General features: G+C 61.6%; 8 protein-coding genes. 5 read left to right on the top strand and 3 right to left on the bottom strand.

Annotation, left to right across the window (positions count from 1 at the left end; all coding sequences use genetic code 11):
- Window positions 1–694 (top strand): IS3 family transposase (locus ACTM82_RS07300; RefSeq protein ID WP_441088533.1); only part of this gene is annotated, 694 nt, incomplete at its 5' end.
- Window positions 695–968: 274 nt separating this feature from the next.
- Here ACTM82_RS07300 and aspS read toward each other — a convergent pair.
- Window positions 969–2,756, bottom strand: a complete 1,788-nt coding sequence (aspS, locus tag ACTM82_RS07295; protein ID WP_427719815.1) for an aspartate--tRNA ligase — start codon at window positions 2,754–2,756, stop codon at window positions 969–971.
- A 257-nt stretch (window positions 2,757–3,013) separates the two neighbouring features.
- On the opposite strand from aspS, the gene serB reads away from it, so the two are divergent.
- The 4 genes from serB (at window position 3,014) to ACTM82_RS07275 (ending at window position 6,031) form a co-directional block, all read left to right on the top strand.
- Window positions 3,014–3,649, top strand: coding sequence for a phosphoserine phosphatase SerB (gene serB, locus ACTM82_RS07290; protein ID WP_441055432.1), 636 nt, complete (start codon window positions 3,014–3,016; stop codon window positions 3,647–3,649).
- A gap of 117 nt (window positions 3,650–3,766) precedes the next feature.
- Window positions 3,767–4,549 (top strand): nickel pincer cofactor biosynthesis protein LarB, encoded by a 783-nt coding sequence (gene larB, locus ACTM82_RS07285; protein WP_441055434.1) that lies wholly within the window; start codon window positions 3,767–3,769, stop codon window positions 4,547–4,549.
- Between the two features lie 10 nt (window positions 4,550–4,559).
- Window positions 4,560–5,489, top strand: coding sequence for a LarC family nickel insertion protein (locus tag ACTM82_RS07280; protein WP_441055436.1), 930 nt, complete (start codon window positions 4,560–4,562; stop codon window positions 5,487–5,489).
- 2 nt (window positions 5,490–5,491) lie between these two features.
- Window positions 5,492–6,031 (top strand): TetR/AcrR family transcriptional regulator, encoded by a 540-nt coding sequence (locus ACTM82_RS07275; RefSeq protein ID WP_441055438.1) that lies wholly within the window; start codon window positions 5,492–5,494, stop codon window positions 6,029–6,031.
- Between the two features lie 300 nt (window positions 6,032–6,331).
- Here the strand turns inward: ACTM82_RS07275 and larD are convergent, their stop codons facing one another.
- Window positions 6,332–7,063, bottom strand: coding sequence for a D/L-lactic acid transporter LarD (gene larD / locus ACTM82_RS07270; protein WP_441055440.1), 732 nt, complete (start codon window positions 7,061–7,063; stop codon window positions 6,332–6,334).
- A 49-nt stretch (window positions 7,064–7,112) separates the two neighbouring features.
- A complete protein-coding gene (gene larA / locus ACTM82_RS07265) occupies window positions 7,113–8,390 on the bottom strand; it encodes a nickel-dependent lactate racemase (RefSeq protein WP_427748316.1) in 1,278 nt (425 codons plus the stop codon).
- Window positions 8,391–8,735: the final 345 nt, after the last annotated feature.

Below are 8,735 nucleotides of genomic sequence, written 5' to 3'. Positions count from 1 at the left end.
CCGCTTCGTGACGGCGCGCCTGCGCGAGCTCGACGAGCCCGTGCGCGCCTCGGAGAAGGTCGTCCTCCGCATCATGCGCGAGGAGGGCCTGGTCCCCAGGTGGATGAGGAGGAAGAGGAGGCCCTACAGCTCCTATGCGGGCGAGCCGACGCCGGCCCCGCCGAACCTCGTGCGCCGCGACTTCCGCTCGGCCCTGCCGAACTTCCTGTGGCTCACCGACATCACCGAGTTCAGGCTGCCCTCCGGCAGGAAGGTCTACCTGTCGGCCATCAGGGACTGCTTCGACTCCTCGGTCGTGGCGTGGAGGGCCGGCGAGAGACCGGACGCCGACCTCGCGAACTCGACGCTCGAGGACGCCTGCGCGCTGCTCGCGCCCGGCGAGCGCCCCGTCATCCACTCCGACCGCGGCGGCCACTACCGCTGGCCCGGCTGGATCTCGATCTGCGAGGGGCACGGCCTCGCCAGGAGCATGTCCGCCAAGGGCTGCAGCCCGGACAACGCGGCGATGGAGGGCTTCTTCGGCCTGCTCAAGAGGGAGTTCTGGCACGGCAGGGACTGGTCGGGCTGGACCCCCGCCCGCTTCATCGAGGAGCTCGGGGGCTGGATCGGCCGATACAATACGGAGAGGCGCAGCGATGCGCTCGGCGGCCGCACGCCGGCCGAGTTCCGCGCCGCGCTGGGAAGGGCCGCGTAACGGTCCAAGAAATCGTCCGCAGTCCCGTGTCAACGATGGGACACAGTTTCCGCCAGAAGGCTCAACCGGAAACTGTGCCCCATTATTTTGCCGAATTCTGGGCCGCGCTTTCCCAGAGGACCCCCTTTGGGAAAGCGCGGCCCATTCTGGACGCAGATTCCGGGACGCACTTTCCGCGACGTCCGGTCACCCTATGCCCTCGCAACGCCCGCGCATAAAAAACGAGGGAAGGCACGCGTCCTTCCCTCGTTAGAGACAATATGCAGCCGCTCGCCTACATCAAGCGCAGGCTGACGTCCTTGAGCTGGGCGCCGGAAACGGCACTCGGGGCGCCCGACATAAGGTCGGAGCCGCTGGCCGTCTTGGGGAACGCCATGACGTCGCGGATAGAATCGGAGCCAGTAAGCAGCATGCACACGCGGTCCAGACCCAGGGCAAAACCGCCCATCGGGGGCGCACCAAACTTGAGCGCCTCCATGAGGAAGCCAAACTGCGACTCGGCGCGCTCCTCGGTAAAGCCCAGGAGCTTGAGCATGGACATCTGCATCTCGGCGTTATGGATGCGCATGCCACCGCCGCCGGCCTCAAAACCGTCCATGACAAAGTCGTAGGTGCAGGAACCGGCAGCCAACGGGTCGGCCTCGATCTTGGCGATGTCGGTCTCGGTCGGCAGAGTGAACGGCTGGTGCTCGGCTGCATAGGCCTTGCGGTCCTCATCCCAGTGGAACAGCGGGAAGTTGACGACCCACAGGAAGTCGTGACCCTCGCGTTTGATCTCGAGTGCGTTGGCCATGTGAGAGCGCATGCCGCCCAGGATCTCGTCAGAGAGCAGGCGCGGGCCGGCGGCGAACATCACGAGGTCGCCAGGCTCGACGTTCATGCGCTCGCGCAGAGCCGCCATCTCCTCGTCCGAGAAGAACTTGACGATGGGGCTGTTGATGGAGCCGTCCTCGCGGAAAGCGATCCAGGCCAGACCCTTGGCGCCAAACGTGGAGGCCACGCCGGCGAGCTTATCGATCTTGGCACGTGCCCAGGCACCGGCGCCCTTGGCGTTGATGGCCTTGACGACAGAGCCCTCCTCGTTTGCGGCAGTCGCAAAGACCTTGAACTTGGAGTTGGCAAAGATGTCGGTCAGATCGACCAGATGCATGCCATAGCGGGTATCGGGCTTGTCGGAGCCATAGGTGTCCATGGCCTCCCAGTAGTCCATGCGACGCAGCGGCGTGGGCATCTCGACACCCATGCGACCGAAAGCATCGGCCAGGACCTCTTCGAGTGCGCTCATGACGTCGTTCTGGTCCACGAAGGACATCTCGATATCGACCTGGGTGAACTCGGGCTGACGGTCGGCACGCAAGTCCTCGTCGCGGAAGCACTTGGCAACCTGGTAGTAGCGCTCGACGCCACCGACCATGAGCAGCTGCTTTAGGAGCTGCGGGGACTGCGGCAGGGCGTAGAAGTTACCCGGCTGAATACGGCTGGGAACGATGAAGTCGCGGGCGCCCTCGGGCGTGGACTTGAACAGGGAGGGCGTCTCGACCTCCATGAACTCACGGTTGTGCAGCGCCTCGCGAATGGCAAAGGTGAAGTCGGAGCGCAGCTTGAGGTTGGCCATCATCTCGGGACGACGGAGGTCCAGATAGCGATAGCGCAGACGGGTGTCCTCGCTGGTCTCGATGCCGTCCTCGATCTGGAACGGCGGGGTGACGGAGGTGTTGAGCACCTCGGCGTGGTCGGTCAGGACCTCGATCTCGCCGGTCGCGAGCTTGGCGTTGGTGGTTTCCTCGCCACGGGCGCGCACGACGCCGTGAATCTTGATGGGCCACTCGGGACGCATGGTCTCGGCGATCTTAAAGGCATCGCCGTCGGAATGCTCGGGGTCGAAGGTGAGCTGCGTGATGCCCTCGCGGTCGCGAAGGTCGCAGAAGATAAGGCCGCCGTGGTCGCGGCGACGGCTCACCCAACCGGTGAGGGTGACCTCTTCGCCCACGTTCTCGCGGCGAAGCTCGCCGCAGGTATGGGTGTGCATGGAATGCTCGTCGATGGGACGGGTCTGGCTCATACCAGTGATCCTCCTTTATGGATCTGTGCCGCCCCGTGTCGTTCCGGGCGGCGTCGTACAGATTTGCCCAGCCTGCGTAAACCGCGCAGCCGGACATGGCGTTCTATCTTATCGCACCCGCGCCGATGTACCGCGAAAAAGTGGCTCCCGCTCAAAGACTTGACGGAGACGAAACAATTGGCGCACCGCACTGCCCGCCCGCGCTTGTCACGTGCGACAATGTGCCTACAATACAACTGCACTCGGAAAGGCCCACCATGACTGCACGCCTCATCGTTATGGATATCGATTCCACGCTCATCAACCAGGAGGTCATCGACCTGTTGGGCGAGGAGGCAGGCGTGGGCGGGCAAGTTGCGCGGATCACCGAACGCGCCATGCGCGGCGAGCTCGACTTTAAGCAGGCGCTCGAGGAGCGCGTGGGGCTGCTTGCCGGCCTGGACGAGAGCGTTTTCGAGCGCACCTTTGAGCGCGTGACGTTTACCCCCGGCGCACTGGAGCTTGTGCGCTCGGCGCACAGCAAGGGCTGGAAGGTCGGCGTGGTAAGCGGCGGCTTCCACGAGGTCGCCGACAAGATCATAGCTGCCGCGGGCATCGATTTTTGCCTGGCCAACCGCCTGGAGGTCGTAGACGGCAAGCTCACGGGCAAGCTGGCGGCAGACATTGTGACCAAGGAATCCAAGCTTATCCAGCTACTGGATTGGGCGGTTGAGTGCGGTGTCGATATGGCCCATACCGTGGCGATCGGCGACGGCGCCAACGACATCCCCATGATTCAGGCCGCGGGCACGGGCATCGCATTTTGCGCCAAGCCCAAGACGCGCGAGGCCGCTCCGTTTGCCATCGACGAGCGCAACCTGATGCTCGCCATGGACATCATCCTGCGTGACTAGCCGATCCATCTAACAGCAGAATCAAATCCCTTATATCTAGTTTCCGAACAATTTTGTCTTAGTGTTCGGAAACATACCCTTTGAGTGCTAGACTTTGCGCCGTCGAAGGGAAGATATATGGATAAGCGAGATCTTGAGCAGTTACTGAGCGATGTTGCCGACGGAGCAGTCACCCCGGCAGTCGCCCTTACGCGCATCCAAACGGCGCCAACCGCCGATCTGGGTTTTGCGCAGCTCGATCTTTCGCGCGGGGTGCGCCAGGGGGCCGGTGAGGTTGTCTACGGCGCCGGTAAAACCGCCGAGCAGATTGCCGCCATTATCAAAGCGCTGCGCGATGCCGGTCAGGAGCGCATCCTAGTCACGCGCCTGGATGCCGAAAAAGCAGCCCGCACCTCGGAGCTTCTCGACAACGGGATCGACCTGGGATATGTCCCGAACGCCCAGCTCGCCCTCGTGGGCGGCAAGCCCTCCCCTACCGGTAACGGACGCATCGTTGTCGCCTGCGCCGGCACGAGCGACTTGCCCGTCGCCGAAGAAGCCGCGTTGACGGCCGAGTTCTACGGCAACGAGGTCGACCGCCTCTACGACGTAGGTGTCGCCGGCCTGCACCGTCTGCTCGCGCATGCCGAGGAACTTGCCCAGGCGCAGGTGGTCATCGCCATCGCCGGCATGGAGGGCGCGCTGGCGAGCGTTATCGGCGGTCTGGTAAGCTGTCCGGTCATCGCCGTTCCCACTAGCGTGGGTTACGGTGCGAGCTTTGGTGGCGTAGCCGCGCTGCTCGCCATGCTCAACTCCTGCGCCAGCGGCGTTTCGGTCGTCAATATCGACAATGGCTTTGGTGCCGCCTACCAGGCAAGTCTTATCAATCATCTGAGCGCCGGAACACCCTGCGCCCGTTAAGGAGCATTCCATGTCCAACCATCAGCATACGCTTATCATCGACGGCACCTCGGGCATCAGCGGCGATATGACCGTCGCGGCCCTGCTCGACCTGGGCGCCAGCGAGGAGCACCTGCGCGAACAGCTCGCCACGCTGCCGGTCGACGGCTTTACGATCGCTGTCACGCGTGCAAACAAGCATGGCATCGACGCCTGCGACTTTGACGTTCAGTTGGCAGAGGAGCTCGAGAACCACGACCACGATATGGCCTGGCTCTTTGGCAACGAAGCAGCTGCCGAGCACACGCACGAGCATGAGCACCACCATCATGACCATGGCGGGCATGAACACGAACACTGCCACGAGCATACGCACGAGCATGACCATGAGGCTCACGGCCATGGTCACGAGGACCATCACCACGCCCACCACCATCACCACCGTTCTTTGGCGGACGTCACCGCCATCATCGACGGCTCACAGCTAAGCGATGGCGCCAAGCGTCGTGCCCTCGCCATCTTTACCGTGCTCGCTGCTGCCGAGGCCAAAGCTCACGGCAAAACGCCCGACACCGTCATGTTCCACGAGGTGGGCGTCATCGACTCCATCGTTGACATTTGCTCGGTCGCCATCTGCCTCGACGACCTGAGCATTGAGGATGTTGTGGTCGAGTCGCTCTCCGAGGGCCACGGAACCATCCGCTGCGCCCACGGCCTCATGCCCATTCCCGTCCCCGCTGTCGTCAACCTGTGCCAGGCGGGCAATATCGCCCTCACGCCTGCACCGGTCGCCGGCGAGCTCGTGACGCCCACGGGCGCCGCCATCGTCACCGCGCTGCGCACGTCCGACCAACTGCCCTCACGCTACCACATCGAAGCCGTCGGCTACGGCGCCGGCAAACGCCCCTACGAGGGTTGCTCCGGCACGCTCCGCTGTCTGCTCGTTCACGCGGACGCATAGCCATGGATGCCCGCAAGGCAAAAAGCCGCGCTGCCATCGTTGCGGCGTTCTCCGAGCTCCTGCGCGAAGAGGACTACGGCAAGATTGCCGTTGGCGACATCATCGCTCGCGCCCATGTGGGTCGGGCAACGTTCTACGGCCTCTTCAAGAGCAAAGATGACCTGCTCGCTGAGTTCGTGTGCGATATCTGCACCCATGCCCTCGACGATGACGGTACACCCCTCAATGACCCGCTCGTACAGGTCGAGCATATCCTCAACAACCTCTGGGATCGTCGTCAGGGTGTACGCGCCCTCGTAGCCGGCGCCGGCTCGCGCGTCTTCGCCGACTGTCTCCGCAAGACCATCATGTCGCGTGCAGCCGAAACCGTCCCTGTCGACCCCGCAGGCCCCGCCAGCACCATGGATCGTAACTTCCTCCTCCACCACATAGCCTCAAGCTTCGTAGCCACCGTCCAATGGTGGGCCTGGCACAACTTCCAAACCGACAAGGCCGACGTAGCCAAAGACTACCTCTCAGCCATAAAACCCCTCTTCACCTAAGTAAGAGGCTCATCCCAGAGCATTGCCCCAACCCAAGGCGCCACGCATCCCAACGTGTCACTCGCACTTCAACGCCCCCCAACAGCGACAAGCCCCTCCCATCCAAATTCAGAAATATGTTGGGTTGCTTGTACGAACGCAACAAAGACCCCTCAGCTGTCCGCATGGGGTGACTTCCCAGCGCATTCCACAGGACGAAAGAACCCCCGCCGCACGAAGTGCGCAGCGGGGGTTCTTTCATGTCCGAGGACGCGCTGGGAAGTCACCCCATGCGGCAGCGGACTACTATGCGGCCTTGGACTAGAACATGCCCAAGAAACCTTGCACAAACAGCGCGGCCAGAGCGGCACCGATAAACGGAGCGATGCCAGGAACGAGCAGGCCGTACTTCCAGTTGTTGTCAGCCTTGTTCTTGATCGGCAGCACCTGATAGGCCATGCGAGGACCAAGGTCGCGTGCCTGGTTCATGGCGAAGCCGGTGATGCCACCCATGCCCATGCCAACGGCCCAAACGATCAGGCCGACGCAGATAGCGAGCATCAGAACGTTCTCGCCGGCGCGGCTAGCGGCAGCAAGGATGGCGCTGATGAACACAAAGGTGCAGATAGCCTCACAGAAGAAGTTGCGGGCATAGTTCGTGCCCTCGGTGGTGGGGTTGGTCGAGAAGATGTTGCGCTGGGCAATGGGGTCGACGACGCCCTCGGAAGCCCTGAACTCATCGGTATACATAAACCAAGCGATTACGGCGCCCACAAAGCCGCCGAGCATATCGGCAATCATGAAGGGGATGCAGCTGCTCCACGGCACCAGACCGACGATGCACTGGGCAAGCACCATAGCCGGGTTCATGCACACGGCGCCGCCAAAGACAAACAGGCAGACCGAGATGCCAAAAGACCAGGTGGTGATGGCAAACATGTGGCCGGAGCCCTGATACTTGGTGCCCTTAAGCACGGTATCGCAGTGTACGCCCACGCCAAAGATGATCATGAGGGCCGTTGCACCGAATTCGCAGAGGAGTTTGGTAAGCATAAAACCTTATCTTTCTTGTCGGTTACAAACGATTCGTTTAGGCCGCGCGCTAGTGCTGAGCGACGACAACGCCCAGGCCATCGGGAATGACGGCCACCTTGGCATCGGCACCCTTCATCTCAAAGGCGAGCTTGAGCGCCTCCTCGAGGGTGTTGACCGGTGTCATATGCATATCCTTGAGCATCTGGTGATCGCACAGGTCGGTGACCATGATCACAGGGTGATGCGCCAGGATGCGGGCAAAGATCTGGCTCGTCCACTGGTCGGGCAGGGTCTCGTCCTTAGGACGGTCGATGCAGGCGCGCTCAAACTCTGCCGGATCGTTGTCAGCGATGTTGTGATAGAAGCCCTCGCCACCGTGACCATCGGCGCAACCGGCGACATCGATGATCACGCCGCCCTCGGGAAGTGTGGCCTCGGCAGCGCACATGCCCTTCACGGCCTGATAGACGTTCTGATCGAGCGGATAGCCACCGTTGGTGGTGATGGCAATCTCGCACTCGACGGGCTCAACGCCGGCAAGGCTCTTCACAAACTCGCAGCCGGCCTCGTGCGCCTTGTGAATGTCGCCGGCAAAGGAGCCGATGACCTCGTGCTTGCCGTTGAGCACCACGTTGAGCACAAAGGCAAGGTGAGCCATCTCGGCAGCGGCAAACATGTCCTCGCTCACGTGGTTGTGGCACAGGTTGCCGGCGCGCGAATGGGAATCGTTCACAAACTGGCCGTTGTGGTTGTACATGATGGTCTTGTAGCTGGCGATGCCGGGCAGCACGGACTTGCGGCTGCCAGAAAAACCGGCAAAGAAGTGCGGCTCAATGAAGCCCTCGGCAAGCAGTAGATCGCAATCGGCGGCAATCTTGTTGATGATGCACTCGCCACCAGAAGGCAGGGTGCCAATCTTTTCCATCATGCTGTCGTCGGTCGCGACGTGCATGACAATTTCTTCGTTGGCAACGATCTCCTCGCCATACTTGTTGACGAGCTCCTCGTGCGTCGATGGACGATGCATACCCGTAGCAACCAGAATGCGAACGCGCGCCTCAGGCGCAGCGGAGTGGATGTGATGCAGCAGAATAGGCATCGTCACACGCGAGGGAACGGGGCGCGTATGGTCGGAGCTAATGATGACAATATCCTTCTTGCCAGCGCAAAGCTCCTCGAGCGAAGGCGATCCATAAGGGTTGGCAAGCGACTCCTCTACCAGCTCTTCCTGCGATTTTGCAGTCTTAAACTCGTTTTGGTGACCTTCCATCACACCCGCGAAGTTCTTATCCTCGAGCTCCAGATGCAATGTCTTGTGGTCAAACGGCAGTTCACATTCAAACAATGACGAGCGCCCTCTTCCTTTCAACTGACACACTAGATAAACCGTTGGAAGGATACGCCGCTCACCGAAAAACGCCATCGTCCACCGAGTCGTTAACACAACGTTCATATTTGACCCACAACAAAACGGCCGCGATCCCAAACGGGACCGCGGCCTCCTGTCAAAGAAGCTATGGGCAGGGTGGATTACGCAGCGCCGAGGCAAACATCAATCCTGTGGCATGCGCGTGTAAGCTATCTTGCATAAATAGGTCAATATACTGCATAGAATGACGCATTGGGTTTCGAACCGCAACATGGTAGCCCCCTCCGGAGCGTGCATTTTTGCGAGTATTCAGCATCGCAA

The sequence above is a fragment of the Collinsella sp. HCP3S3_E5 genome, from assembly GCF_052067635.1.
Lineage (GTDB): Bacteria > Actinomycetota > Coriobacteriia > Coriobacteriales > Coriobacteriaceae > Collinsella.
Note: the sequence above shows the minus strand (reverse complement) of the source record. Positions and strands in the feature narration are given on the sequence as shown.

Bases quoted from the DNA above. Each gene is read 5' to 3' on its own strand.
- aspS (WP_427719815.1), bottom strand. From the start codon at position 2,756: ATGAGCCAGACCCGTCCCATCGACGAGCATTCCATGCACACCCATACC.
- larD (WP_441055440.1), bottom strand. From the start codon at position 7,063: ATGCTTACCAAACTCCTCTGCGAATTCGGTGCAACGGCCCTCATGATC.
- ACTM82_RS07280 (WP_441055436.1), top strand. From the start codon at position 4,560: ATGTCCAACCATCAGCATACGCTTATCATCGACGGCACCTCGGGCATC.
- serB (WP_441055432.1), top strand. From the start codon at position 3,014: ATGACTGCACGCCTCATCGTTATGGATATCGATTCCACGCTCATCAAC.
- larB (WP_441055434.1), top strand. From the start codon at position 3,767: ATGGATAAGCGAGATCTTGAGCAGTTACTGAGCGATGTTGCCGACGGA.
- ACTM82_RS07275 (WP_441055438.1), top strand. From the start codon at position 5,492: ATGGATGCCCGCAAGGCAAAAAGCCGCGCTGCCATCGTTGCGGCGTTC.